Source organism: Profundibacterium mesophilum KAUST100406-0324, assembly GCF_009835145.1.
GTDB classification, from domain to species: domain Bacteria; phylum Pseudomonadota; class Alphaproteobacteria; order Rhodobacterales; family Rhodobacteraceae; genus Profundibacterium; species Profundibacterium mesophilum.
In genome coordinates this window covers 23,077-49,483 of record NZ_APKE01000005.1, presented here as the reverse complement: position 1 = coordinate 49,483, position 26,407 = coordinate 23,077, and the positions used below count along the sequence as shown (strand labels likewise).

21 protein-coding genes are annotated in these 26,407 nt (G+C 68.8%); 7 read left to right on the top strand and 14 right to left on the bottom strand.

Annotated elements, in window-relative coordinates; translation table 11 throughout:
- Nucleotides 1-11: 11 nt before the first annotated feature.
- The 4 genes from PMES_RS01760 to PMES_RS01745 form a co-directional block, all read right to left on the bottom strand.
- Nucleotides 12-773, bottom strand: a complete 762-nt coding sequence (locus PMES_RS01760; protein ID WP_159963818.1) for a glycerophosphodiester phosphodiesterase family protein — start codon at nt 771-773, stop codon at nt 12-14.
- A complete protein-coding gene (locus PMES_RS01755) occupies nt 770-1,234 on the bottom strand; it encodes a RidA family protein (RefSeq protein ID WP_159963817.1) in 465 nt (154 codons plus the stop codon). Before PMES_RS01755 ends, PMES_RS01760 begins: the two co-directional genes overlap by 4 nt.
- A 101-nt stretch (nt 1,235-1,335) precedes the next feature.
- The gene (locus tag PMES_RS01750) at nt 1,336-2,640 is read right to left on the bottom strand and encodes an HlyD family type I secretion periplasmic adaptor subunit (RefSeq protein ID WP_159963816.1); all 1,305 of its coding nucleotides are present in this window, start codon (nt 2,638-2,640) and stop codon (nt 1,336-1,338) included.
- Entirely contained in the window at nt 2,637-4,376 is a 1,740-nt protein-coding gene (locus PMES_RS01745; protein ID WP_159963815.1) for a type I secretion system permease/ATPase, read from the bottom strand. The genes PMES_RS01750 and PMES_RS01745 overlap by 4 nt, the downstream gene beginning before the upstream one ends.
- Nucleotides 4,377-4,541: 165 nt before the next feature.
- Between PMES_RS01745 and PMES_RS16560 the strand changes: the two genes are divergently transcribed.
- Nucleotides 4,542-5,432, top strand: a complete 891-nt coding sequence (locus tag PMES_RS16560; protein WP_201288937.1) for a hypothetical protein — start codon at nt 4,542-4,544, stop codon at nt 5,430-5,432.
- Nucleotides 5,433-5,494: 62 nt separating this feature from the next.
- Here PMES_RS16560 and PMES_RS01735 read toward each other — a convergent pair whose 3' ends face one another.
- Nucleotides 5,495-7,483 (bottom strand): lytic transglycosylase domain-containing protein, encoded by a 1,989-nt coding sequence (locus PMES_RS01735; protein ID WP_236549660.1) that lies wholly within the window; start codon nt 7,481-7,483, stop codon nt 5,495-5,497.
- A 111-nt stretch (nt 7,484-7,594) separates the two neighbouring features.
- Between PMES_RS01735 and dapA the strand changes: the two genes are divergently transcribed.
- The 5 genes from dapA (at nt 7,595) to PMES_RS01710 (ending at nt 11,836) form a co-directional block, all read left to right on the top strand.
- The gene (gene dapA / locus PMES_RS01730) at nt 7,595-8,470 is read left to right on the top strand and encodes a 4-hydroxy-tetrahydrodipicolinate synthase (RefSeq protein WP_159963814.1); all 876 of its coding nucleotides are present in this window, start codon (nt 7,595-7,597) and stop codon (nt 8,468-8,470) included.
- Nucleotides 8,471-8,627: 157 nt separating this feature from the next.
- A complete protein-coding gene (gene smpB, locus PMES_RS01725; RefSeq protein ID WP_159963813.1) occupies nt 8,628-9,101 on the top strand; it encodes an SsrA-binding protein SmpB in 474 nt (157 codons plus the stop codon).
- Nucleotides 9,102-9,213: 112 nt separating this feature from the next.
- On the top strand, nt 9,214-10,083 hold the full coding sequence (sseA, locus tag PMES_RS01720) for a 3-mercaptopyruvate sulfurtransferase (RefSeq protein ID WP_159963812.1): 870 nt from the start codon (nt 9,214-9,216) through the stop codon (nt 10,081-10,083).
- Nucleotides 10,084-10,087: 4 nt separating this feature from the next.
- Nucleotides 10,088-11,272, top strand: a complete 1,185-nt coding sequence (locus tag PMES_RS01715; protein ID WP_159963811.1) for an amino acid aminotransferase — start codon at nt 10,088-10,090, stop codon at nt 11,270-11,272.
- Nucleotides 11,273-11,455: 183 nt separating this feature from the next.
- A complete protein-coding gene (locus PMES_RS01710; protein ID WP_159963810.1) occupies nt 11,456-11,836 on the top strand; it encodes a rhodanese-like domain-containing protein in 381 nt (126 codons plus the stop codon).
- 100 nt (nt 11,837-11,936) lie between these two features.
- On the opposite strand, the gene amt is transcribed toward PMES_RS01710, so the two are convergent.
- On the bottom strand, nt 11,937-13,280 hold the full coding sequence (gene amt, locus PMES_RS01705; protein ID WP_159963809.1) for an ammonium transporter: 1,344 nt from the start codon (nt 13,278-13,280) through the stop codon (nt 11,937-11,939).
- A gap of 19 nt (nt 13,281-13,299) precedes the next feature.
- Entirely contained in the window at nt 13,300-13,638 is a 339-nt protein-coding gene (locus PMES_RS01700; RefSeq protein WP_159963808.1) for a P-II family nitrogen regulator, read from the bottom strand.
- A 265-nt stretch (nt 13,639-13,903) separates the two neighbouring features.
- Here PMES_RS01700 and PMES_RS01695 point away from each other — a divergent pair, with 265 nt between their 5' ends.
- Nucleotides 13,904-16,102, top strand: a complete 2,199-nt coding sequence (locus PMES_RS01695) for a transglycosylase domain-containing protein (RefSeq protein ID WP_159963807.1) — start codon at nt 13,904-13,906, stop codon at nt 16,100-16,102.
- Nucleotides 16,103-16,163: 61 nt separating this feature from the next.
- Here the strand turns inward: PMES_RS01695 and PMES_RS01690 are convergent, their stop codons facing one another.
- The 7 genes from PMES_RS01690 to gpmI form a co-directional block, all read right to left on the bottom strand.
- The gene (locus PMES_RS01690) at nt 16,164-17,198 is read right to left on the bottom strand and encodes a GSCFA domain-containing protein (RefSeq protein WP_159963806.1); all 1,035 of its coding nucleotides are present in this window, start codon (nt 17,196-17,198) and stop codon (nt 16,164-16,166) included.
- Entirely contained in the window at nt 17,195-18,178 is a 984-nt protein-coding gene (locus tag PMES_RS01685) for an alpha/beta hydrolase family protein (RefSeq protein WP_159963805.1), read from the bottom strand. The genes PMES_RS01690 and PMES_RS01685 overlap by 4 nt, the downstream gene beginning before the upstream one ends.
- A gap of 229 nt (nt 18,179-18,407) precedes the next feature.
- Nucleotides 18,408-21,527: an error-prone DNA polymerase gene (locus tag PMES_RS01680; RefSeq protein ID WP_159963804.1), complete on the bottom strand. Its 3,120-nt coding sequence runs from the start codon at nt 21,525-21,527 to the stop codon at nt 18,408-18,410.
- A gap of 226 nt (nt 21,528-21,753) precedes the next feature.
- Entirely contained in the window at nt 21,754-22,236 is a 483-nt protein-coding gene (locus PMES_RS01675) for an RNA pyrophosphohydrolase (RefSeq protein ID WP_159963803.1), read from the bottom strand.
- A gap of 120 nt (nt 22,237-22,356) precedes the next feature.
- Nucleotides 22,357-23,703 carry a S41 family peptidase gene (locus PMES_RS01670; protein ID WP_159963802.1) on the bottom strand — a complete coding sequence of 449 codons (1,347 nt, stop codon included), beginning with the start codon at nt 23,701-23,703 and terminating at the stop codon, nt 22,357-22,359.
- 9 nt (nt 23,704-23,712) lie between these two features.
- Complete coding sequence (locus PMES_RS01665; RefSeq protein ID WP_236549659.1) at nt 23,713-24,798, bottom strand: murein hydrolase activator EnvC family protein; 1,086 nt, start codon at nt 24,796-24,798, stop codon at nt 23,713-23,715.
- Between the two features lie 62 nt (nt 24,799-24,860).
- The gene (gpmI, locus tag PMES_RS01660) at nt 24,861-26,381 is read right to left on the bottom strand and encodes a 2,3-bisphosphoglycerate-independent phosphoglycerate mutase (protein ID WP_159963800.1); all 1,521 of its coding nucleotides are present in this window, start codon (nt 26,379-26,381) and stop codon (nt 24,861-24,863) included.
- Nucleotides 26,382-26,407: the final 26 nt, after the last annotated feature.

Genomic DNA, 26,407 nt, shown 5'->3' with positions numbered 1-26,407 from the left:
CGGGGTGGGCGTCAAGCGGTGGCGGGGTCGGTTGCGGGGCGGTATCGCTCGAACGTGATGTTGTCGGCCCAGCGCCGCGCGGCGATCTCCTGCGCGCGGCTCTTGATGGTCCAGCACAGCACCGCGCCGCCGGAGGCGCGGACCGCCCCCAGCGCCGGGCGGTCCGGATCGGCGGCATCGTGGCTGACGAAACCGGCGCCCACCTGCGTGTAGTCCTCGATCGCGGCGAGCCGGGCGGCGTGCTCGGGCGCGATTCCCCAGGCATCCGACTCGAAGGCGCAGGTGGTCAGGCCGCGCGGCACATGCGGGGCGAATTCGCGCATCAGGCGCATGGAGGCGGGATTGAACGACATCACCGCGGCCGGCCCCCGATGCGCGGCGAGCGCGGCGGCGACGGCCTTCTCCAGCCGTCCGTCCACCGGGCCGAGCGGATCGCGGGCCTGGTCCTTGATCTCGACGAGCACCGGCGTCTGACCGACACGCGCCAGCACATGCGCAAGCGTGTCGATCACGCCGCCGCCGCGCAGGGCGCAGCGGGCAAGCTCGTCCGCGGTCAGCGCGTCGATGCGCCCCTCCCGGCCGGTCATGCGCCCCAAGGTGGTGTCATGGAACACCATCGCCGCGCCATCGGCGCTCGGCTGCACGTCGAGCTCGATTCCATAGCCCGCCTCGCCCGCGGCGAGAAAGGCTGCCATGGAATTCTCGGCGCGCCCCTCGCCATGCAGGCCGCGATGGGCGAGCGGACGGGCCCGGAAGACGCCGGGCAGGGTCATGACAGCTCGAAAATGCCTTCGATCTCCACCGCGACGCCAAGCGGCAGGGCCCCAGCACCCACGGCCGAGCGGGCATGGCGCCCCGCATCGCCAAGCAGCTCGACCATCAGGTCGGAGGCGCCGTTCACGACCTTGGGCTGATCGATGAAATCGGGTGCGGAATTGACGAAGGCGGTGAGCTTGACGACCCTGACGAGACGGTCGAGATCGCCATCCGCCGCTGCGCGCACCTGCGCCAGAAGCGACAGGGCGCAGCGGCGCGCCGCGCGCACCCCGTCGGCGAGCTCCAGATCGCGGCCGAGCTTGCCGACGATCAGCCCGTCCGCATCCTGGCTGATCTGTCCCGAAACATGCAGCAGGGCACCGCTCCTGACGAAGGGGACGTAATTGGCGGCCGGTGCGGGCGCGTCCGGCAGGCTTTCACCCAGCGCGGCGAGACGCTCTTCGATCTTGCGGCTCATCTCATGGCTCTCCTTTGCACGGCGCCCGCCGGGACCGGGGGCGCGCCGCGCGCAGAGTGGCGCATGGGCGCGACGCTTGCAATCCGCGCCGCGGCGCGGGCTCAGCTTTCGCGGAATGCCTTGGTGAAGTAATCGGTCAGAGGCTTCACCAGATAGGCGATCGGCGTCCGGTCGGCGGTGCGCAGGAAGGCCTCCACCGGCATGCCGGGGATCAGGACGCGCGTGGCACCGAGACGTTCGATCTGTCCCGGCAGCAGGTCGATCTCGGCCCTGTAGAAGGTCGAGCGGGTCGTATCGTCGGTGAAGGCGTCCGCCGAAAGCTGCCTGACCGTTCCGGTCAGCTCCGGCGTGGTGCGCGCATCGAAGGCGGGGAAGCGCAAGATGACCTCCTGCCCCACGTGGACCTGGTCGACATGGATCGGCAGCACCTGCGCCGCGATCAGGAGCGGGCGGTCCTGCGGGATGAGATAGAGGACCGTGTCGGCCGGGCGGATCACCGAGCGTTCGGCGAAGACGGTCAGCCCGTAGACGATACCCGAGACGGGCGCGGTGATCTCGAGGCGGTCGAGCTGTTCCTTCAGCGTATCGCGCGTCTCGCGGAACTCGACCTCGCGGAATTGCAGATCGCGGATCTGCGTGATCGCCTCCTCGCGGCGGCGGTTGTCGAGCTGCAAAAGCTCGATCTCGATCTCCGCGATACGCTCGGCGGCCTCCGCGGCCTTTGCCGTCAGATCGCCCACCGAGCCGCGCAGGCGCGCATCCTCGCGTTGCAGCGACAGCACCCGGCTGGCCTGCGCGAGCCCCCTGTCGAGCAGGGATTGCTGACTGCTGAGCTCCTCGCCGATCAGCTCGATCTGGGAGGTGAGCGCGGCCTGCTGCGCCTCGATCCCCTCGATCTGCCGCTCGATCTGGGTGCTGCGCCCGGCGAGCTGCTCTTCGGACTTGCGTTGCGATTCGGCACGGGCGGCAAAGAGGCGTTCCTGCCCCTCGAGCAGCTCGCGCAGCTCCGGCCGCGCATCCGCCGCCTCGCGCAGCTCGGCGGGAAAGGTGATCTCGGTGGCGCCATCGAGCTCGGCCTCGAGGCGCGCGCGCCGCGCCATGAACTCGTAGAGCTGGCTTTCGGCGGTTTCGAACCTTGCGCGCAGCAGGGTCGAATCGAGCCTGATGAGCACTTCGCCGGCCGTGACCTCGTCGCCTTCGCTGACGAGGATCTCGTCGACCACCCCGCCATCGGGATGCTGGACCACCTGGCGGTTGCGCTCCACCTCGATCTGCCCCGGCGCGACGATGGCGCCCGAGATCTGGGTGAAGGTGGACCAGGTGCCGAAGCCCGCGACCAGCAGCAAGAGCGCCATGAAGCCCAGCAGAAGCGGCCCGCGCGCAGACCATATGCGGGTCTCGCTCATGACACGCCCCCTGTCTGGCCCTGGCTGGCGGCAATCGCCGAATGGTTCGTGACGGTGGCGCGCAACACCTCGTCGCGCGGCCCGTAGGCACGGCGCATTCCCCCCTCGAGCACCAGAAGCTTGTCGCATTCGCGAATCGCCGCCGGCCGGTGCGCCATGATCAGGACCGCGCCGCCCGATTGCTTGACCTCGCGCATCGCGAGGTTCAGCGCCTCGCTGCCCTCGTTGTCGAGATTGGAATTGGGCTCGTCGAGCACGAGCAGCACCGGCTCGCCATACATCGCCCGCGCAAGCCCGATGCGCTGTACCTGCCCGCCCGACAAGCGGCCGCCGGCGGCCGTCACACGGGTGTCGTAGCCATCGGGCAGCTTCAGGATCATTTCATGGGCCGCCGCCTTGCGCGCCGCGGTGACGATGGCCGCGTCGTCGGCATCGGGGCTGAGCCGCGCGATGTTCTCGGCGATCGTGCCATCGAAGAGCTGCACCCGTTGCGGCAGGTAGCCGATATGCCGGCCGAGAACGTCCGGCTCGTATTGCTCGAGCGCCGCGCCGTCGAGCCTGATCTTGCCGCCCGAGCAGCGCCATGCCCCCACGATGGCCCGCGCCAGCGTGGACTTGCCCGAGCCCGAGGGACCGATGATGCCCACCGCCTCGCCGGGCTCCACGTCGAAGGAGACCATCCTGACGGAAGCCTGCTGCTCGCCGGGGGGAATGATGGTGGCCTGGATCACGCTCAGGCGGGCACGCGGACGCGGCAGCGCGGTGCGCGGCGGCTCCTCGCCGATCTGTCCCAGCAGCCTGGCGAGCTGCCCCCAGCCCTGCCGCGCGCGCTGCACGACCTGCCATTGCGCGATGATCGTGTCCACGGGGGAAAGGGCACGGCCCAGCATGATCGACGCCGCGATCATCCCGCCGGCGGTCAGCTCGCCGCGCAGCACGAGCCAGGCCCCCAGCGCCAGCATCGCCGATTGCAAGAACAGCCTGAACGTGCGGGAGATCGCGCTGAAGCCGCCGCCCTTGTCGCTGGCCTCGATGTTGGCGCGCAACGCCGCGCTGCGCAACGAGCGCCAGCGCTGGAAGGTCGATTCCTGCATTCCCAGCGATCGCACCATCTCCGCCTCGCGGCGGATCTGCTCGGACATCCTCTCGGCCCGCACCCCGGCCGCGTTGGAGCTGTCGAGCGCGCCGCGGGTCATCGACTGGTTGAGCAATGCCGCCACGACGAGGACCCCGCCGCCCCCGATCGCCAGAAGTCCGAGCAGCGGGTGGAAGATCGCGATGATCGCAAGGAAGATCGGGGTCCAGGGGATGTCGAAGAAGGCGCTGAGCACCGGGGAGGAAAGAAGCCGCTGCACCGCCTCCAGATCACGCAGGTTGTTCTGTCCGTCCTCGTTGTCGGTCAGCGTCGCGCGGCGCAGCACCGCGGCGAAGACCCGGTGATCGAGCCGTGCCTGGAACCCCGCCCCGATCCGCGACAGGATGCGCCCGCGCGCGAAATCGATGAGCCCCATGATCCCGAAGAGGAAAGCCATCAGGATGAAGAGCGCGAGCAGCGTCTCCTCCGAGCGGCTTCCAAGCACCCGGTCATAGACCTGCAACATGAAGAGCGGTCCGGTCAGCATCAGGAGATTGACGAAGAAGCTGAAGATCCCGACGACCCAGAAGAGCCCCCGCGCCGCCTTGCGCGCCTGCGTCAGCTCGCGCTTGCCGGCGGTTATGTCTGGCGCTCTGAGCATCTTTGTCCTTCTTCCCAATGACCGTCATGGCCTTTGGACCGGGCATGGCCGGTCCCTTCGCAGGTGCCCGGAAACTACGGCAGCCGCCCCTGCGGGTCCAGCGCTGCCGGACACCCTGTGTCAAGAGTGATAGACCGATGCGCAAAGCGCGCTATGATGGATGTCATGAGACATGTTACCGTTGCGGCGCTGTGCCGTCCGACCAACGCCGCCGCCGCGGCACCGCCTTCACCGCGCCTGCCGCTCTGGACGGCATTGGCGTTGGGCCTTGTGGGCCTTGCGGGCACGCCCGCCGGGGCGCAATCGACATTCGACGGCCTCTGGAGCCCGGATGCCGGCGCCACCTGCATGCCCGATGACAGGGATGACGGGTCGGTGAAGGTCGAGGATGGCATCTTCTATGGCGTCGGCAGCCAATGCGAGATGACCGCGCCCGTGCCCGTGCGCAAGATGGATGCCGTGCTCTATGACATGCGGTGCAGCGCCAAGGGGCACAGCTGGAGCGACCGCGCGATGTTCATGCGCGCCGCCGATGGCGGGCTGATCATGGTCTGGAACGGATACGCGTTCAGATACGGCGCCTGCACGCCGGCAGCAGCCGGACCTGGGGCGGGAGCGGGGGACGAGGCGAAGACCGCGGCACGCGACGGTCCCGCGGCCGCCCCCGCGGACGGAGCGCAGGCGCAGGATCGCCTGCCGCGCCTGCGCCCCCCGCGCCGGCCGGCCGAAGCGGCCGCGAGGGCGCGCGCGGCGGGGGTCGGCACGCCCCAAGGCGCCACAGCCGAAGAGACGGCAAGCCCCGTACCTGCTTCACCGAAGGCATCCGCTTCATCGAAGGCGGCGGCAACCGGCGCCGGGGGCGGCGCGGATGACGCTCCGAAGGCGCGGCCCGCCCCGGCGGTGATCCCCGAGGAGGCGCCGGACACCCCGACCCGCGGGACGGCGGGAAACACCGAGAGCGAGAAAAGCCGTGCGCCGGCGCCCGCTGTGATCCCCGAACGCCCCGACGACGTAGGCGCGGCGCCGGACCTGCCGGCCCGGCTGCCCGAGGAATAAGCCGCGCGTTCGGCGCGCGAGGAACAAGCCGCGCGTTCGGCGCGAGGGGCAAGCCGTCCGGCTTAGCGCCCGGCGATCTCCGCGCTGAAATCGAGGGGACGGACCCGGCCTTCGAGCCGCGCGCGATAGACCGGCAGCGATTCGGCCACGCGCATCACGTAGTTGCGGGTTTCGTCGAAGGGGATGTGCTCGATCCAGTCGATCATGTCGACCCTGGCACCGCGCGGATCGCCGCGCTCCTTCATCCAGCGCATCGGGCGCCCGGGGCCGGCATTGTATCCTGCCGCGACGAGGATCGGGTTGTTCCCGAAGCGGTTGATCAACCCCGCGAGATAGGCGCTCCCCAGCGTCGCGTTATAGCTGGGATCGGAAAAGAGGCGCTCTTTCGAATAGGGCAACCCCAGGAGCCTGGCGACATCCTGTGCGGTGCCCGGCATCAGCTGCATCAGGCCGCTCGCCCCCACACCCGAGCTTACGCCCGGGTCGAATTCGCTCTCGCGCCGCGCGATGGCCAGGGCCAGCTCACGCGCCACGGGCATATCCTCGACCCCCAGATCGACGACCGGGTAATAGGCTTTCGCGATCTCGTGCCCCTGGCGCGCGGCCTCCTTGGCGATCATCAGCCCCAGATGCGGCTCGCCGAGGCGCAGGGCGAGGTCGGCGAGCGTTCCAAGCTCCGCGCGCGGCAGGGTCTCGCCGATCGTGATGAAGAACCGCTCGGCAAGCGCGCGCTCGCCCGCCGCCTGAAGCAGCAGGCCCGCCTCCAGCGCCGCGCTGTCACGGAAGCTGGCTTCCGAAAGCGGCGGAAAGCTCTCCGCACCGGTCAGAAGCGGATCGAGCGGCAGCTCCGCCCGCTCGGCGGCCAGCAGCCCGTAGAAGCTCGTCTGAAATTCCGCCCCGAAGGCATAGGCGTTGCGGGCCGCCTCCATGTTGCCCGCCGCCTCCTGCGCGCGGCCCTCCCAATAGCCGGCGCGCCCCAGCGAAATCGGCGTCTCGACACGCGAGCGGAACCGCTTGAAATGCTCCACCGCGCGCTGCGGCTGATCGAGATAGGTCAGCGCGAGATACCCCGAGAGCCATTCGAGATCGGCGAAATCCGAACCCTCGGTCAACCAGTGCGACGCGGCGATGGCATAGGCGCGCTCGGGATCGCCGCCGCGCATCTCGGCGCGGGCCAGGTCGCGCCGGGCTCGGGCCCACAATTCCGGTCGGCCAAGCTCCTCCGCGGAGCTGCTGCGGGCGGCCAGCAGTTCGATCGCCGAGTCCCGCCGCCCCTTCGCCATCCGCCAGCGGAACCGCTCATAGGCCAGACCCGCGTCATCCGCGAGCGCCTCCGGCACCGCGGCGATCGCGGCGTCGATGCCCTCGCCCATCGTGCGCAGGAGCAAACGCGCCTCGGCCAGCGCCTGCCAGCCCGCACCGACCCGCGTCATCGCGCGGCGCGCGGCTGCCGGCGCGCCCTCCCACAAGAGCGCGTCGAGCCGTGCCTCGTGCAGACCCTCGAGCGCGCGGCCGTAGCGGGCCAGGAGCATCCGCTCGGTCTCGGCATCCATCGGCAGCTCGAGCCAGGCCAGCGCCGCCTGTGCCTCCGCGTCGCCCTGCGCGCCGATCTGCGAGAAGGCCATGCTCAGCGCCAGGGCGCCGTTTCCCGTCGTCGGGGCATTGCTCGAGAAGAAGTCGATCACGTCCGGCGCCCGTCCCTCGAGCGGCACCGCCTTCTCGGAGCGCTGCCGCAGGTAGGGCATGCCGGGCCAGTCGGCGCGGCGCCTGCTGAAGCTCAATGCCTCGTCGAAGGTGCCGAGGCCGGCCCGCAAACGGTGCCACTCGATGATGTCGCGCCCGACGGGGCCGTGCCGCGCCGCCGCTTCGAGCGCGCCGGACCAGTTGCCCCGGCGCAGCTGTGTCATCGCGTCCGCAAGGCCCATCGAGGGGCGGGACTGATGCGGGACAGGCTCGGCGGCGGGCATTCCCTGCACCCCGGCGGCGAATGCCGGCGCACAGGTCAGAAGAAGAAGGGGAAGCCATTTCATCGTGATAAAATAGACGGGCAAGGCATGGACTCCAATTCACGAACTTGGCAACGCGGCGCACCGGGGCTAGGGTCCGCGCGCAATCGTACCCGGCTCCCCCCTCTGGCGCCAAGAATGATAAGGAAGCGTGTCATGTTCAAAGGGTCCCTGCCCGCCCTGGTCACGCCGTTCAAGGACGGCCAGCTCGATCTGGACATGCTCAAGAAGCTCGTGGAGTGGCATGTCGAGCAGGGCAGCCACGGTCTCGTGCCGGTCGGCACCACCGGCGAGAGCCCGACGCTCAGCCATGCCGAGCACGAGCGCGTCATCGAGGAGGTCGTGCTCGCCGCCGCTGGCCGAATCCCCGTGATCGCAGGCGCCGGCTCCAACAACACCCGCGAGGGTGTGCGCCTGCTGCGCCACGCGGCGGAGGTGGGGGCCGATGGGGCCCTCGTCGTGACCCCCTATTACAACAAGCCCACGCAGGCCGGCCTCTACGAGCATTTCAGGACGCTCCATGACGAGGTCGAGATCCCGATCATCATCTACAACATTCCCGGCCGCTCGGTCGTGGACATGTCGCCCGCCACCATGGGACGCCTCGCCGAGTTGCCCAGGATCATCGGCGTCAAGGACGCCACCGGGGAGGTCGAGCGGGTCAGCATGCAGCGTGCCAGCTGCGGTACCGATTTCGTCCAGCTCTCGGGCGAGGACGCGAGCGCGCTGGGCTTCAACGCCCATGGCGGCGTGGGCTGCATCAGCGTCACCGCCAACGTGGCACCGAAGCTCTGCGCCGAGTTCCAGGAGGCGACGCTGCGCGGCGATTACGCAAGGGCCCTCGAATTGCAGGACCTTCTGATGCCGCTGCACGAGGCGATCTTCCTCGAACCGGGGCTCGTCGGCGCGAAATACGGCCTGTCGCTTCTGGGCCTCGGCCGCGAGGAAGTGCGCCTGCCGCTGGTCGGGCTGAGCGAGGGCGTCAAGCTGGCGATGAAGGATGCGATGCAGCGGGCCGGGCTGATCGGCTGATCCCGCGCGCCGCCGCCGAACCCGCGCGGCGGCGCATGTTTTCGCACCGGGCGCGGGCAATGCGGGACGCGCCCGCGCCGCGACCATACCGGATCAATCGCGCCGCAATCGCCTCGGTGACTTGCCGCCGGAGCCGCTCTGTCCTATCTGCGTGGTCATGGCAAAGCCCAAGGATAACCCGAATTACAAGGTGATCGCCGAGAATCGGCGCGCGCGCTACGATTACGCGATCGACGATGATCTCGAATGCGGGATCCTGCTCAGCGGCTCGGAAGTGAAGTCGCTGCGCCGCAACCAGGCCACCATCGCCGAGAGCTACGCCGCCGTCGAGGAGGGCGAGCTGTGGCTGGTGAACAGTTATATCGCCCCCTATGACGCGGCGATGTTCGGGCATGAGGACCGGCGGCGGCGCAAGCTCCTGGTCAACCGGCGCGAGCTGGCGCGCCTGTGGCAGGAGACGCAGCGCAAGGGCATGACGCTCGTACCCCTGGTGCTCTATTTCAACCATCGCGGCATCGCCAAGATCAAGATCGGCATCGCCAAGGGCAAGAAGGCCCCCGACAAGCGGGCTACCGAGGCCAAGCGCGACTGGCAGCGGACCCAGCAGAGGCTTCTCAAGGAGCATAGCTGAGGCGGCATGGCGTGCCGATGCGCGTGGCCGGGCCATGCGGCCCCATCTTGCCTTGCCCTGCTCCGGCAGGTAGTCACCGAAGCGCCCGACCCTTCATCGAGGAGCCATGCGCATGCAGGACGATCCAAGGACACTGGTTTCCACGGACTGGCTGGAGCGTCACCTGAACGATCCCGACCTGCGCGTGATCGATGCCAGCTGGTACATGCCCGATGCAAAGTGCGATGCGCGCGCCGAATACGAGGCCGCGCATGTTCCCGGTGCCCGTTTCGTCGATCTGGATGATGTGAGCGACGGGCGCTCCGACCTGCCGCACATGGCGCCGCCCCCCGAGAAATTCATCAGCAGGATGCGCCGGCTCGGCATCGGCGACGGCCACCAGGTCGTGGTCTATGACGGGGCCGGCCTCTTCTCGGCCGCGCGGGTCTGGTGGCTCTTCAAGCTGATGGGCAAGACCGACGTGGCGGTGCTGGACGGGGGCTTTCCCAAGTGGCGGGCCGAGGGCCGGCCGACCGAGGATCTGCCGCCCGTGACCCGCGATCGCCACATGACCGCCAGCCGCCAGAACCACCTCGTGCGCGACGTCACGCAGGTCGCGGCGGCCGCAAAGCTGGGCGAGGCGCAGATCATCGACGCCCGCTCCGCCAAGCGGTTTGCCGGCGAGAATCCCGAACCGCGCGCCGGGCTGCGCGCCGGTCATATCCCCGGATCGCGCAACCTGCCCTATTCCGAGCTTCTGGCCAGCGACGGCACGATGCTGCCGGCGGAAGCGCTGCGCACCGTTTTCGAGGCCGCCGGGGTCGACCTGTCGCGTCCGCTCATCACCAGCTGCGGATCGGGCGTCACCGCCGCGATCCTGAGCCTTGCCCTCGAGCGGCTCGGCCACCAGCAGCATTCCCTATATGACGGGTCCTGGACCGAATGGGGCGCCTTCGGCGACCTGCCGGTCGAGACCGGACCTGTCGCAACAGGAGATACCTGACCACATGTTCGACCAGCTCAAACAGCAGCCAGCCGACAAGATCCTCGCCCTCATGCAGAGCTTCCGCGAGGATCCGCGCGATGACAAGATCGACCTGGGCGTCGGCGTCTACCGCGATGCCGAGGGCGTGACCCCCGTGATGCGCGCCGTGAAGGCCGCCGAGGCGCGCATTCTCGAGCAGCAGACCACCAAGGCCTATACCGGGCTGGCCGGGGAGCCGGGCTACGCGAAGGCGCTGACGGGGCTGATCCTCGGGGCGGACGTGGCGCCAAGCCGGATCGCCGCGGTGGCCACCCCCGGCGGCACCGGCGCGATTCGCCAGGGTTTCGAGCTGATCCGCATGGCCTCCCCCGATGCGCGGGTCTGGATCTCGGCGCCGACCTGGCCGAACCACCCTTCGATCCTGAAATATCTCGGGATGCCCTTCTCCGAATACCGCTATTTCGACGATGCCGCGCGCGATGTCGATTTCGCGGGCATGATGGAGGACCTGTCGCAGGTCGCCGAGGGCGACGTCGTCCTGCTTCACGGCTGCTGTCACAATCCCACCGGCGCCAACCTGACGCTGGGCCAGTGGCAGAGCGTTGCCGACCTGCTCCTCGAGAAGCGGGCCATTCCCTTCATCGACATCGCCTACCAAGGCTTCGGCGACGGGCTGGAGAGCGATGCGGCGGGCACGCGCCTGATCGCCACGCAGCTTCCGCAGGCGCTGATCGCGGCAAGCTGCTCGAAGAATTTCGGCATCTACCGCGAACGCACCGGCCTGCTGATCGCCCTGTCCTCGGATGACGCGATGCAAAAACTGGCGCAAGGCAACCTGGCCTACCTGAACCGGCAGAACTTCTCGTTCCCGCCCGATCACGGGGCCCGCGTGGTGATGACGATCCTGGATGATCCCGAGCTGCGCGCCGACTGGAAGGCGGAGCTCGAGGAGATGCGCGCAGGCATGCTGGCCCTGCGCGAGCAGCTGGCCGATGAGCTGCGCCAGCGCAGCAATTCGGACCGGTTCGACTTCATCGCCCGCCACCGCGGCATGTTCTCGCGCCTTGGCGCCACGCCCGAGCAGGTCGAGGCGATGCGCCGCGACAGCGGCATCTACATGGTGGGCGACAGCCGGCTCAACATCGCCGGCCTGAACGCGCGCACGGTGCCGATCCTGGCCCAGGCGATCATCGACGCGGGCGTCTGATCCCCGGAGGGATCGGCGCAGCGCGTGCCGATCCCCGCCCAAAGGGGCCTTGCCCCCCGTTCGCGCTGCGTGCGTCCCTACTATCGCCGCTGGAACCGATCACCCATTCATCCTGTTGAATGGGTGTCTTTGCCTGTCGACAGGACATGGCAGCCCCGCCGCGACGATAGCAGAGGATCATTCATGGATACCGAGACCACGCAGAACGGCACGCTCGAGACCTGGACCCCGCAGGAGGTCTCCGACGCGCTCGAAAAGGGCGAGATCGCCCTGATCGACGTGCGCACCCCCCAGGAATACATGTGGGAAAACGTGGAGGGTGCGCTTCTCGCGCCGATGGCCCTGTTCCGCGCCGATCGTCTTCCCTCGCAGGAGGGCAAGCGCCTCGTCTTTCACTGCGGTTCGGGAAAACGCTCCGAGAAGGTCGCGCGCGAGGCGCTGGCCGCAGGCCTCTCCCCGGTGGCCCATATGGGCGGCGGCTTCGGTGCCTGGAAGGAAGCGGGCCTGCCGCATGTCGGCACCGACATGGCCACTGGCGCGCCCAAGAAGGTCACGCCCTCCTGACAGAGCGCACCGCGAGGGGCCGGCGCATCGGCATGCACCCCATGCAGAAAGGCCCGGAGCGATGCTCCGGGCCTTTCGCGCGTTTCATGGGGGGCCGGTGTCAGCCCGGATTGAACTCGGGATAAGCCTCCATGCCAAGCTCGCTCACGTCGAGCCCCGCGATCTCGGCTTCCTCGTTGACCCTGATCCCGACGAGTGCTTTGAGCACCAGCCAGCAGACGAGGCTGATGGCGAAGACGAAGACCCCGACCGCGCCGATGCCGATGGCCTGTGCGGCAAAGCTGGTATCGGGATTGGTGACCGGCACCACGATCGTCCCCCAGATGCCCGCCACGAGATGCACCGGGATCGCGCCGACCACGTCGTCGATGCCGAGCCGGTCGAGCAGCGGAACCGTCAGGACCACCAGGACGCCGCCCACCGCACCGATCAGGACCGCACCGCCCAGGGTGGGCATCAGGGGCTCCGCCGTGATCGAGACGAGGCCGGCGAGCGCGCCGTTCAGCACCATCGTCAGGTCGGGCTTGCGATAGAGGAACTGGGTCAGGAGAAGCGCGGCGAGGGCACCGCCGGCCGCGGCCATGTTGGTGTTGGCGAAGATCCGGCTCACGTCGCTGATATCGCCCACGGTTCCGGCCGCGAGCTGCGAGCCGCCGTTGAACCCGAACCAGCCCAACCACAGGATGAACGTGCCGAGCGTGGCGAGGGCCAGGTTGCTGCCGGGCATCGGAACGGTGCGCCCGCCGCGATACTTGCCGATGCGCGGGCCGAGGACGAGCGCGCCCGCCAGGGCCGCCCAGCCGCCGGCGCTGTGCACGAGGGTGGAGCCTGCGAAATCCGAGAAACCCATCTCGGAGAGCCAGCCGCCGCCCCACTGCCAGGACGCCTCGATCGGGTAGATGAATGCGGTCAGCACGACCACGAAGGCCAGGAAGGGCCACAGCTTGATACGCTCGGCAAGCGCGCCCGAGACGATCGAGGCGGTGGTCGCGGCGAACATTAGCTGGAAGAAGAAGTCCGATCCGGCGGAGGCGTAATCGATCGCCGCATCCCCGGCCGAGATCCCGACCGCATCGAGCGTGGTGGGCGCGAAGAGCGGCCCGAGGACGCCCTCGATGCCCCATTCGGCAGGATACATCAGCCCGAAGCCGATGAGGTAATACATCACCGCCGCGATCGAGAAGAGCGCCACGTTCTTGGTCAGCTGCATGGTCACGTTCTTCGAGCGCACGAGGCCCGCTTCGAGCATGGCAAAGCCCGCGGCCATCCAGAAGACCAGGAAACCGCCGACGAGGAACAGGAGGCTCGTCAGGATATAGGGCATGATGTCGGGGGCGGCCGCGGGGATGGCCGCGCCGGGATCGGCTGCCTGCTGCGCCGTGGCCAGCCCCGGAAGGAGCATCAGGGCGACAAGGGCCGGGATCGCTCGTTTGGAGAATGTCATCGTCTTTTCCTCGTCTTGCTCAGAGCGCGTCGTCATCGGTCTCGCCGGTGCGCACGCGCAGGGCGTTCTCGACATCGAGAACGAATATCTTGCCATCGCCGATCTTGCCGGTGCGCGATTGCGCCGCGACAGTCTCGACCACCTGCTCGACGATGGCATCCGGGACCACCAGTTCGAGCCGCATTTTCGGGACGAAGTTCACGGCATACTCTGCGCCGCGGTAGATCTCGGTATGGCCCGATTGCGATCCGAATCCCCTGATCTCCGACACCATCATTCCGCGCACGCCGATTTCGGTCAGCGCGTTGCGGACCTCCTCGAGCTTGAACGGCTTGATTGCTGCGATGACTAATTTCACGATCGCTCCCCTATGCTGGTGGCGTCGACGGTATCGCCGCGCTCTGTGACGCCACAAAACTGCCGCCCGGCGGCGGGTGTCCAGTTTGCGAAGGCCGCATTACCGGCGCGAAACACAAAAGTTGCACATTATTTGCACAATAGCAGATTGGTGCCTATTTTTTAATCAGTTTTCAATGGGCGAAACTTCTCTCATGCCCGCTCTACATTCCCGGCGCGGCACGATATTCTCGGGCTTCAAGAGCAGCATGGACAAAGGACCGGTCATGACTGGCACCGGCAGGAAAAAACCGCCCCTCGTCGCGGAACGGCGCCGCGGAACGGCGGAGAAGAAGACCGCCGCCCCCCGCAAGCGCCGCAAGCCGGCGGCACGCAAGGCCCGCAGGCGCGGCCTGATCGGATGGATCACGGGGCTGGTGCGCTGGATCGTGCGGCTCGGTTGGGGCCTTGCCTGGCGCGGCACCGCGATCATCGCCCTGCTTCTCGCGCTCGGGACCTACTACATCTACACCACCCTGCCCCCGGTCACGGAGCTGCTGGATGGGCGCGCGCGCGGCTCGGTGACGATGCTGGACCGGCATGGCGAGGTCTTCGCATGGCGCGGCGAGCAGTTCGGCGGCCAGATCGACGCGCGACAGGTTTCGGTTCACCTGCGCAACGCCGTCATCGCCACCGAGGACAGGCGCTTCTACGAGCATTTCGGCATCTCGCCGCGCGGCGTCGCCGGTGCCGTCAGGATCAACCTCAGCGAGGGGCGCGGCCCGCTATCGGGTCACGGCGGCTCGACCATCACGCAGCAGACCGCCAAGCTCCTTTGCCTGGGCGAGCCCTACGATCCCGACACCTGGGAAAGCGAGCGGGCCTACGAGGATGACTGCCGGCAAGGCTCGCTGTGGCGCAAGCTCAAGGAAGCGGTCTTCGCGCTCGCGATGGAGGCCAAGTATTCCAAGGACGAGATCCTGACGATCTATCTCAACCGGGCCTATCTCGGCGCCGGCACGCGCGGCTTCGAGGCGGCGGCGCAGCGGTATTTCGGAAAGTCCGCCAACGAGGTGCAGCCCGCAGAGGCGGCAATGCTCGCCGGGCTGCTGGTCGCGCCGACGCGCTATGCGCCGACGAGCAACATCGAGCGCAGCCGCGACAGGGCGGCGACGGTGATCCGGCTGATGGAAGAGCAGGATTACCTCACCGCGCAGCAGGCGAATGCCGCGCTCGAGCAGCCGGCGACCCTCTCCGAGGCGGCCGAGGCGCGCGCCGGGGGCTATTTCGCCGACTGGGTCATGGAGACGGTGCCGGATTTCCTCGCCGGCAAGACCACCGAGGACGTGATCCTGAGCACCACCTTCGACCCCGAGATCCAGAGAGCCGCCGAGGGGGGCCTGCGCGAAACCTTCGAGACCAAGGTGCGCGAGGGCTCCAAGGCACAGGCGGCGCTCGTGGTCATGAGTTCGGACGGCGCCGTGCGCGCGATGGTCGGCGGGCGCAAGTTCAAGGGCGTCGCGGGACAGTTCAACCGGGCGATCATGGCCAAGAGGCAGACGGGATCGGCCTTCAAGCCTTTCGTCTATGCCGCCGCGCTGGAGCTGGGCTTCGAGCCCTACGATCTCATCTCCGACGATCCCCTGACGCTGAACATTCCCGGCTCGGGCGCCTGGTCGCCCAACAATTACGACAACCGCTTCCGCGGTGACGTGACACTGGCGGAGGCGTTGCGCGATTCGCTGAACATTCCCGCTGTCAGGCTCTCGGAGCGGATCGGCCGGGAGAACGTGCGCAAGGTGGCCGAGGATTTCGGCATCGTCAGCGATCTGGCCTCCGGGCCGGCACTGGCGCTGGGTGCGTCCGAATCGACCCTTCTGGAGATGACCGGCGCCTATGCCGGGATCCTCAACGGCGGCAGTTCGGTCACGCCCTACGGCCTGAGCGAGCTGCGCCTGCAGGCCAACTCGACCCCGCTGATCGGCCAGGCCGGCGGTCTGGGCGAGAGGGTCATCTCTCAGGAGGCCGCCCGCAAGCTCGTCTGGATGATGAGCCGCGTCGTCGAGGAGGGAACGGGCACGCGCGCCAGGCTTCCCGATCGCGAGGCCGCCGGCAAGACGGGCACCACGCAGGCCGCGCGGGATGCCTGGTTCCTGGGCTTCACCGCCGATTACGTCGCCGGCGTCTGGATGGGCTATGACGACAATACGCCCCTGACGGGCGTGACGGGAGGCGGCCTGCCGGCCGAGATCTGGAAGGAGGCGATGCTGCGGATCGAAGGGGGGCAACCTGCGCGGCCGCTGCCGATGGATCTGCCGGCCTACGCGCCGCCGCCGCCCGCAGCGCCCCCGCCCGCGGAGACGATCGCCCGCGACCAAGCGCCCGCTCCCGAACCGCAAGCGGGCCAACCGCGGCGCGAAAGCCCCGCGGAAATGGCCGAACGGGTGCTTCTGGAAGTTCTCGGAGGGTTGCTCGGGGGGAATTGAGCCGCGCCGCGCCGGCCCCCTCGGGGCGGCCGGCGCGGCCAGTGCAGCCGGTGCGGCGCGGTCAGCCGGCGTATTTCTCCAACGCGCCCTCTTCGCAGATCAGGTCGAGATCGTGGATATCCGTGCCCTGCGCCGCGTCCGGCTCGAACCCCTCGAGCACCGAGAAGAAGGTCTTCATCACGTAATCGACCCCCGCGCCGTTCACGCTGCGCAGATCGCGGTTGAAGAACATCCCCGCCGCCGCCGGCGCGGTGATGATCTCGTAGGAGGGGAAGTAGCTCACATCGTCATGATCGGCGGCGAAATCGCCGGCGGCGGCGCGCAGCACCGATTTGGAATAGGTCGTCGCGGCAAGCACATGCTCGCCCGAGGCCGTCGCCGTCAGCGGCACCGGCGAGACGGTCAGCACCATGCGCGCCTTGGGATTGCGCGCCTTGAGCAGGGCATGGAACGCGGTCAGATCGTCCATGATCGCGCCATGGCGCAGGTTCACGAAATCGATGCTGGCCGGATCGTATTGCCCGGCGATGGTGCCGGGCGCGGCGGGAAAGACGCGCCCCGTCCGCCGGTCCTCCCACGTTTCGGTCAGCCCGAGCGTGAAGACCAGGACATCGAGATCGTCGAGGAGACGGGCCACCGCCTCGAGATGCGCCTGGCGCAGCAGAACGACATCCTCGGGACGGGCATGGCCCGCCGGGTCGACGGAGGGGCGCAGCGCATCGAAATACCGCCCGTCCCGCTCCCAGATCACCGGCTCATGCACGTCCGCGCCCGTCGCCTCGCGCGCCAGCTGGAGCAGTTGCCGCGTCGTGTAGATATTCCCGTAACGGCCGGAATAGACGCCGAACCCGTGTTTGCGTGCGTTGCCCTGTGACCAGCCGGTTGGCGCGGGCTCGTAATCGAGATAGCGCGCGCCGGCCGCTTGCAGGCGGTTGCCGATATGCTGGGCGAAACAGCTCCCGGCGGTTGCCACGCGGTCCTCGCGCGACAGTCTTATCGGGGTGCCGAGCCCCTCGAGATCGAGGAAGTGCCGCTCGGCGATCGCCTTCTTCCAGAAGGCGCGGGCCGGCAGTCCGGCATAGGGATGGGCGCTCATGTGCGGGCCTCTTGGGTGGCGCGCACCAGTTGCGCGGCCAGTTCGATGTCGAGCGGATCGTCGCGCGTGGCCTTGGCGCGGGCGGGCCGGGCCTCGCCGGCGCGCAGCTTCTCGCGGGTCAGGGCGGCCATGCGGGCGGTTGGCTCGGGGGCCATCACGGCGGCATCAACCCATGCCGTCAGCTCGTCCGGCGGGAAGGCATGCCCGGCATGCTCGGGGAAGAAATAGGAAACCGGCAGGATCCGTTCCGGCTCGGCGGTGCGGCCGCCGAGATTGGCCAGCATCGGCGCCGCCTGTCGATAGATATGCGGATCGGTCGCGTTGAGCAGGATCACGAACTCGTTGTGCAGGGTCATGTCGGAATAGGCCAGGGAGGCATCGTTGACGACCTGCGGGACATCGGCGGCACGTGCGGGATGGCCCGGCCAGCACAGGTTGAAATACTCCCTCACCGAAGGCTGGTGGTAGTCGTCGATGCGCGGCAGCGGATTGGCCAGGACCACCATGCTTCCCGGCAGCTCGCGCGCGTGGGTGAGCACGGCATGGGCCCCGATCGAGCCTCCGGTGACGATCACCCGGCTCGGGGCGATCTGCGCGACGAAGGCGGCCAGCAAGGTGCGCACCGCCCCCGGCACATCCACCCCCTCGGCCCCCGCGAACCAGCCGAAGCGCAGGCTGTCGGAGAGGGCGAGCGTCGGGTCGCACAGCGCGATCACCGTGCGCGGCGCGGTATCGGGCCGGCCGACGAACCGGCTTCCATAGAAGAACGGATAGGGCTGCGCGCGGTTGAAGCCGCCATGGAAGACGAAGACCAGCGGTGCATCGGCCGCGCCGGTTCCGGGCACGTCGATCACCCTGACCGGGATGTCGATCCCCTCCGAGCGGATCGTGTAGATCTGCCGGCGGGTTTTGTTCGGCGTCGTGACGAGCTGCCGCGAGAGGTCCTCGATGGTGATGCTGCGCTGTTCCGCATCGCTCATGGCGGCTCCTTTCCTGGAAATTCGGCGGCCTGTGGCGGGGGTGTGGCTGCGCGCGCACAGATTAGGCGAGGCCCCTCACGGGCACAATGCGATTGTCCCCGCCCCGGCAAGACCCGGCAAGACGCGGCGGGCCCGGATCAGGCCGGGCCGTGGATGGAAGCAGGCCCGCGGGTGAAAACCGCGCGGGCGCGCCGGCCGGACGCCGGCGGAGCCCGGCCCGCGCGGGCGCTCAATCGCGGGTGGTGATGCACTTTCCGCTGCCATCCTCGCCCGGCGCCGCCCAGGCATCGCTGCGCGACAGGCCGCGCAGGTTGGACAGGCGCCGTGCGTCCGGGGGCGGATCGCCCCGATCTGTTGCCGGGGGCGGGCCGCCGGCGGGCGGCGTCAGGCGGGCGCGCAGGAAGGAGATCGGATGGGCCCGCAAGGTCAGGCGCATGGCGACATAGTCCTCGACCACCTGCTCTCCCGCGCTCATCGCGGGAAGATGCGCGGCCGGCTCGTGGATCGCCTCACCGTCCATGTCGGTGGCAAAGAGCGGAAGCGGCTCGGTTCCGGCAAGCGCCTTGGCCTCCCAGATCGCGTCGCGGCGGCTCATCCCCAGACCGGCGAAGGCATCGGCCTCCGCCAGAACCTGCAACTGCCGCGGACCCAGGCCCGCGCGCCGCCAGACATCCTGAACCGAAAGATAGGCGTTGCCGCGCGCCGCCGGGAGCCAGCGGGCCTCGTCCTCGCGCAGCGCCTTGACCATCCGCAGCCCCAGCCTCAGGGCGAGCCCCCCCTGCCCGTCGGGCTCCATCACGCAATCCCAGTAGCTCGCATTGATGCAGACGGGGCGCACGTCGACCCCGTGCTCGCGCGCGTCGCGCACGATCTGCGCCGGCGCGTAGAAGCCCATGGGCTGCGAATTGAGAAGCGCGCAGGCGAAGATGCCCGGATGATGCCGCTTGATCCACGCGCTGGCATAGACCAACAGCGCGAAACTCGCCGCATGGCTTTCGGGAAAGCCGTAGCTGCCGAAGCCCTCGATCTGCGCGAAACAGCGCTCGGAGAACTCGGCGTCGTAGCCGTTCTGGCGCATGCCGCGCAGAAAGCGGCTGCGGAACTCGCTGATGTTTCCCAGCTTCTTGAAAGTGGCGAGCGCCCGGCGCAGGCGGTCGGCCTCGTCGGGGCTGAAGCCCGCGCCGACGATGGCAATCTGCATCGCCTGCTCCTGGAAGAGCGGCACGCCCAGCGTCTTGCCGAGCACCGCGCCCAGCGCGTCGGAGGGAAAGCTCACCTCCTCCTCGCCCGAGCGGCGGCGCAGGTAGGGATGCAGCATGTCGCCCTGGATCGGGCCGGGCCGGATGATCGCGACCTCGATCACCAGGTCGTAGAAGGTGCGCGGGCGCATTCTGGGCAGGAAGTTCATCTGCGCCCGGCTTTCGACCTGGAACACCCCGAGGCTGTCGGCTTGGCACAGCATGTCATAGGTCGCGGGATCCTCCGCCGGCAGGGTGGCAAGGTCGTAGCGGGTGCGGTGATGCTGCGCGATCAGGTCGAAGGAGCGGCGCAGGCAGCTGAGCATCCCGAGGGCGAGAATATCGACCTTGAGAATGCCGAGCGTGTCGATGTCATCCTTGTCCCAGCAGATGACCGTGCGCTCCTCCATAGCCGCGTTCTCGACCGGCACCAGCGCGTCGAGACGCCCTTCGGTAATCACGAAACCGCCGACATGCTGGCTCAGGTGGCGCGGAAAGCCAATGATCTCGCCGATGAGCTGGAGCGTGCGGGCCAGCCGCGGATCGGCGGCGTTAAGCCCGATTTCCTTCATCCGGTGCGTCTCGATGCCATTCGTGCCGAAAAAGCCCCAAAGCTGCGAGGAGAGGGCGGCCAGCGTGTCCTCCGACAGGCCCATGGCCCGGCCCACCTCCCGGATCGCCCTCTTGCCGCGGTAATGGATCACGGTGGCGCAAAGCCCGGCGCGGTGCCGGCCGTAACGCTCGTAGATATACTGGATCACCTCCTCGCGGCGCTCGTGCTCGAAATCGACGTCGATATCCGGCGGCTCGTCGCGCGCCTCGGAGACGAAACGCTCGAAGACCATGGTGCCGATCTCGGGGCTCACCGAGGTCACGCCGAGGCAGTAGCACACCACCGAATTGGCCGCCGAGCCGCGCCCCTGGCACAGGATGCCGCGCCCGCGCGCAAAAGCCACGATGTCGTTCACGGTCAGGAAATAGGGCGCGTAGCCCAGCTTGCCGATCAGGCGCAGCTCATGGGCCAGAAGCTTGCGCACATGGCCGGGCGCCCCGGAGGGATAGCGCCAGCGCAACCCTTCCTGCGCAAGGCGCGCCAGACGCTGATCGGCGCTCTCGGTGCCATCCGTCTCGGAGGGGTATTCGTAGCGCAGCTCGTCGAGGGAAAAGGTGCAGCGCGCCGCGATCTCGCGCGCATGATCGAGGGCGTGCGCGTAGCCGGCGAAGAGCCGCGCCATCTCGGCTGGCCCGCGCAGACGTTGCTCGGCATTGGGCAGCGCCGCGCGGCCCAGACGCTCGACCGGACAGCCGATCCGGATCGCCGTCAACACGTCCGCCAGCCGCCGGCGCGCGCCGTGATGCATCATCGGCAGGGCGGAGGCGGCGAGCGGCAGGGGCGCCCCGCCCTGCCGGGACAGCGCCTCGGCGAGCCGCTCCAGCGCGGCGAACCGATCCTTGTCCTGGCCGTCATAGACCGGCGCCAACATCAGCGAGACATGACCGCCGAACCGGCCCAGCAGGCGCAGTGCCGTGCCGCGCCAGGCGGTCGGCGGCGCCCCGGACGCATCGAGCGGGGGCGCGTGCAGAACCAGCTCGGAGCCCTCGCACCACTCCAGCAGGTCCTCGGTGCGTATCTCGCAGCCGCCTTTCGGCGCCCTGCGGCGTCCGGCGGTCAGAAGCCGGCAAAGCCGCCCCCAGGCCGTCCTGTCGCGTGGCAGCATGGTCATGGCAAAGCCGTCACATGTCACGATCCGCGCCGCCGGGAGCAGGCGCGGCACAGACAGGATCGCAAGCCCCCCCGCGCCCGGGCGCGAAAGCTCCGGGGGACAGGGCGGGCCGATCGGATCGGCATCGGCGGCACGGCGCAGACGGGCCAGCCGCGCCATCTCGCGCAGATGGGTATGCGCCCGCACGATCCCCGCCACCGAGTTCTCGTCGGCGATGGCAATGGCCGGGATCCCCAGCAGCCCGGCACGGTCCACGTATTCCTCGGGATGCGAGGCACCCGTCAGAAACGTGAAGTTCGACTGCGCCGAAAGTTCCGGGCAGGCGGGTGTCCCGAACCGCGCCCAGGGGCGGCCGGCATCTTGCGGCAAGGAAGGTCGTGAAGTCATGGCACCGTGCCTGTTTGGCTTTCAAGGCGGATATTCACCTTTTGTTCCATAACGCGACCTTATGCCACCCCCGTTATGCGCAGGCTTCCCTTCGACGCTGCGCGGCGTGGGAGGATCGATCGGGAAGACGCCGCGCTGCGCCAAACGGCCCGCTTACCCGAAGGGAGGAGTCGATGGGGCAGCCGGGAGAAGGGTCCGGCGAATACGGCAGTGCCGCCGCAGGCGCTCAGAGCTTGGGGGAGAACGTGTTCAGGACTTGCATGTAGACCTCGCGCTTGAACGGCACGATGCTTTGCAGCAGACGATCGGCCGGAAGCCAGTCCCAGGCGGAGAATTCCGGATGGGGGCGGTCGATATCCACCTCGTCGTCCGAGCCGTCGAAGCGCATCAGGAACCAGCGCTGCTTCTGCCCGCGATAACGCCCGCCCCACAGCTTCCCGAGAAGCTCCGGCGGCAGCTCGTAGGTGATCCAATCCGGGCTTTCGGCCTCGATTCGCACGCGGCCGCGGCGCACCCCGGTCTCTTCCTCGAGCTCGCGCAGGGCGGCCTCGCGCGGGGTCTCGCCGGGGTCGATCCCGCCCTGGGGCATCTGCCACGCGCCGGGGGTGTCGATCCGCTCGCCGGCAAAGATCAGCCCCACCGGGTTGACTAGCATGACGCCGGCACAGGGGCGATAGGGAAGATCGGCGGGATCGGCGGGGGATGCCATTTGCGGCTCTCCTTGGGCTCGTGTCACGGGATCGGGGCGCGAAGATCGGGGCGAGCGGCTTCGCGCAGAAGGCATCGGGGGCGCGGCTCGCCCCCGATGCTCGCGGCAGAGCGCGCGGGATTACTCGGCGCCGTCGCTGCCCAGCGCCGAGAGGCCCTTGAGGATGTCGATCGCGTAGGCGAGCTGGTAATCCTCGTCGCGCAGCTTGGCGGCTTCCTCGGCCTGCTCCTGCTCCTCGCGGATGATGCGCTGCTCGTCCTCGCTCACCGAATCGTTGGTGATGGCGCCGCGCAGATCGGCCTCCGAGCGCAGCGGGCGTGCCAGATCCTCGTCCTCCTCGGTCTCCTCCTCGGGCGTGCGCGGGGGCTGCTGCACCACGATGTCCGGCGAGACGCCGAGCGACTGGATCGAGCGGCCGGACGGGGTGTAGTAGCGCGCCGTCGTCAGGCGCATCGCACCATCGCCCCGCAGCGGCATGACCGTCTGCACCGAACCCTTGCCGAAGCTCTTGGTGCCCACGACGATGGCGCGGCGGTGATCCTGCAGGGCGCCGGCGACGATCTCGGAGGCGGAGGCCGAGCCGCCGTTGATCAGGACGACCATCGGCTTGCCATTGGCCAGATCGCCTGCGGTCGCGTTGAAGCGGTCGCTGTCGGCCACCTCGCGCCCGCGGGTCGAGACGATCTCGCCCTCCTCGAGGAAGGCGTCCGAGACACGGATCGCCTGGGTGAGCAGGCCGCCGGGATTGTTGCGCAGATCGAGCACGATGCCGTTGATCTTATCCATGCCGCCGAGTTCCTCGACCTGCTTCTCGAGCCCTTCCTTGAGGTTGGGGAAGGTCTGGTCGTTGAAGGTCGTGACGCGCAGGACAACCGTGTTGCCCTCGTTGCGGGTGCGCACGGCCGTCAGCTTGATCGTGTCGCGGATGATCGACACGTCGAAGGGCTCGTCGCGGCCCTCGCGCACGACGGTGACGATGATCTCGCTGCCGACGGGCCCGCGCATCAGCTCGACCGCGTCCTCGAGGGTCAGCCCGAGAAGCGATTCGCCGTCGACATGGGTGATGAAGTCGCCCGCTTCCATCCCGGCGATGTCGGCGGGGGTGCCGTCCATCGGGGAGACGACCTTCACGAAGCCCTCCTCCTGCGTCACCTCGATGCCAAGGCCGCCGAACTCGCCGCGCGTCTGCACCCGCATCGCGGCGGCATCATCCGGCGACAGGTAGCTCGAATGCGGGTCAAGCGAGGTCAGCATCCCGTCGATCGCAGCCTCGATGAGGTCCTTCTCCTCGACCTCCTCGACATATTGCGCCCGGATCCGCTCGAAGATGTCGCCGAAAAGGTCGAGCTGTTCGTAGACGCTGCTCTTGGAGGCTGTCTCCTGTGCAATCAGCGGTCCCGCGACCTGGGTGGTCAGGACAATCCCCGCCAGCGTACCACCGGCGGCGGCCATCACGAATTTTTTCATATGCTCGTCCTATTCCTCATCCAGTGCGAACCAGTCGGCAGGGTCCTGTGGCGTTTGATCGTCGCGCAGTTCCATATAGAGCGTTTCCACCGGGGGATCATCAACGCTCTCCTGCACGGCAGCGGAAATCCCCTGATCCGCGCCGGGCATCAGGCCGAGCGGCGCCCCTGCCGGCACCACGAGCCCTGCCTCACCATAGACCGCGCCGAGCCCTGCCAGAACCAGCAGATACCCCTCTCCAGGCTCCAGAATGATCACATTTGCGTAGTCAAGCAACGGTCCCACGTAACGAATCGTCGCCGGCCAGGGCGTGGTGACGAGGGCGCCGGGCGCGGCCGCGACGATGAGACCGGGTCGCCGGATCCCGGCCGCATCCGCCTCGCCGAAGCCGCGCAGGACGCGGCCCGCGACCGGCAGCGCAAGCGCCCCGCGTCCCGCCGCGAAGTCCGGCAGGTCCGTCTCCTGTCCGGGCAGGCCCGTCAGGCTGTCGGCGAATCCCTGCAAGGTCTCGGCACTGTTGATCAACTGCTGCATCCGTTCCGTGTCCTCGGTCATCCTGCGTGGCAGGTCGGTCCGCTCGGAGACGGCCTGCGCAAGGGCGAGGCGGGCCTGCTGCACGCCATGAAGCCCCTCGGTCAGGGTAGACTGCGCCGAGGCCTGAAGCACCTTGAGCGTGGCCATCTCGTCCAGCGCGGCACGCAGCGTGGCCGCTTGCGCGGCCAGCGCGGGGGCGACCTCGGCGATCATCATGCCCGCGCGCGCGGTGCCGAGCGGGCCGGCAGGGTGCAGCAGGAGCGCGGTTCCGGGCTCGCGCGCCATCACCTGCAACGCGGCGAGCAGTTGCCCCGTCTCGTCGCGGCGTGCCTCGAGTTCGCTGTCGATCTGCCGAAGCCGCACCGAGGCCTGCCTGATCCCCGCCCTCAGGGCCGACAGCCCCGCCTCGTAGGCACGCACGGTCCCCGTCAGGGCCGCCACGCGGTCGCGCGCGCCATCCGCCCGCGCCATCGCGCGCGCCGCGAGATCGAGTTGCTCCGCCGCGCGGCGCGCGATCGCACCGGGCGCCTCGGCCGTCCATGCCGGGGGCGCCGCGATCATGGCGCATAGTCCAAGGCCGACCGCCAGCGCCGCGGCGCGCCCCCGTCCCCGCCCCCGTCCCGTCATCGCACGATCAGGCTCGTGCCGGTCATCTCGGGGGGCGCCTCCAGGCCCATCAGCTCGAGCACGGTGGGCGCCAGGTCCGCCAGCCGGCCCGATCTGAGCCGCGCACCGTCCGGCCCGCCCACGAGGACGACCGGAACCGGGTTCAGCGTATGGGCGGTATGCGCCCCGCCCGTCAGCGGATCGGCCATCGTCTCGCAATTGCCATGATCGGCGGTGACGATCATCGCCCCTCCCGCCGCGCGCAAAGCCTCGATGACGCGGCCAAGACCCCGGTCCACGGCCGCGCAGGCCGCGATCGCCGCGTCGAGATCGCCGGTATGACCCACCATGTCGGGATTGGCATAGTTGCACACGACGAGGTCGTAGCCGGCGCCGATCGCCTCGACGAGACGGTCGGTGACCTCGGTGCAGGACATCTCGGGCTGCAGGTCATAGGTCGCGACCCCCGGCGAGCGCGGCATTGCGCGGCTCTCGCCTTCCTGCGGCTCCTCGCGCCCACCATTGAGGAAGAAGGTGACATGGGGATATTTCTCGGTCTCGGCGACGCGGAACTGGCGCAGCCCCTTGGCCGCGACCCATTCGCCGAGCGTGTTGACGATGGCGCGCTTGGGAAAGACGGCATCCATGTAGGCGTTGTGGGCCGAGGAATACTCGACCATGCCGAGACGCGCGGCAAGTTCGGGCCGCTGGCCGCGCGCGAAGCCGTCGAATTGCGGATCCCCGATCGCGGCGAGGATCTCGCGTGCCCGGTCGGCACGGAAGTTGAGGCAGAAGAGGCCATCTCCCGGCCGCATCCCCTCATAGCCCTCCATGACGGCCGGCAGGACGAACTCGTCGCTCCGCCCTTCGTCGTAATTCGCCTGCAATGCCGCCCGCGCGTCTGTCGCGGTGGCTCCCCGGCCCTGCACCATGGCCTGGTAGGCCTGCTCGACCCGGTCCCAGCGCGTGTCCCGGTCCATCGCGTAATAGCGCCCCGAAAGGGTGGCGATGCGCGCACGTGCGGGCAAGGCCGCCTCCAGCCCGGCAAGGTAGCCGTCGGCCGATCGCGGGGCCACGTCGCGCCCGTCGGTGATCGCGTGGATCACCACCTCGATCCCCGCCGCGTCGAGCGCCCGCGCTGCCGCGATCATGTGCGACAGGTGCCCATGCACCCCGCCATCCGACACCACCCCCATCATATGGGCCCGTCCGCCGCTGGCCCGAAGCGCCGCAACGAAGCCGCGCAGCGCCTCGGCTTCGGCAAAGCTGCCATCCTCGATCGCGAGGTCGATCTGCCCCAGATCCATCGCGACCACCCGGCCCGCGCCGATATTCGTGTGTCCGACCTCGGAATTGCCCATCTGTCCGCTGGGCAATCCGACATCGGGCCCATGGGTGATCAGCGTCGCCGCCGGCCCCTCGGCCATGATCGCGTCGAAATTGGGCGTATGCGCCAGGGCGGGTGCGTTGGCCTCGCGCGTCTCGCCTTGGCCCCAGCCATCGAGAATGCACAAGATCACGGGTTTCGGAGGATACATGGACTGGCCTTTCCGCTCGTTTGCCG